1 protein-coding gene is annotated in these 564 nt (G+C 59.8%); it reads right to left on the reverse strand.

Features of this window, described 5'->3' with window-relative positions; genetic code table 11:
• A partial coding sequence (locus tag IB241_RS27315) for an RHS repeat domain-containing protein (RefSeq protein ID WP_192301275.1) occupies positions 1-564 on the reverse strand: 564 nt, incomplete at both ends.

The following is a 564-nucleotide window of genomic DNA, read 5'->3' on the forward strand; positions in this document are numbered from 1 at the left end:
CGAGACGGGCTATTTCCCCGTAGGCACGGTAGTGCGCAGACCAGACGATTTCGCCGTCGGCGCTTGTCAGTTCTTGGGGTGTTCCAAGGTGGTCCAGTTGGTAGTGGTAAGGCTTGGTTTTTGTAGGCCCGAAACCTTCCAGCAGTGCCAGCGGGCGAAAACTGTCCGGTTCGTAGAGGTAGCTGCGATGCCGCTCCGCATGGTGTTCGGCGATCAGTTTGTCGCCTTGCCAGAAGAACTCCGTCGTCACGCCTTCAACGGTTTTGCTGATGCGTCGGCCAAACGGGTCGTAGCGGTAACTGGCGCTTTGCCCGTTGGGGGCTGTGACGCTGATTAATCGATGCTGACAGTCGTAGCGATACTCGGTGACAAGCTGCTGACCCTTGCCGCGACGCTCACGGATCAAATTGCCAAACGGGTCATAGTCGTAGTGCCGGTCCCCCTGGATCATCAACCGATTGCCCGCCACCACGTCCGGGCCGGTGCGGTTTTGCATGAGCAGGTTGCCGGCCGGGTCGTGTACGAAACGTTCCTGGTGGTCCTGGGAATGGTCGGCGCGGGTGA

Source organism: Pseudomonas sp. PDM05 (assembly GCF_014851685.1).
Lineage (GTDB): Bacteria > Pseudomonadota > Gammaproteobacteria > Pseudomonadales > Pseudomonadaceae > Aquipseudomonas.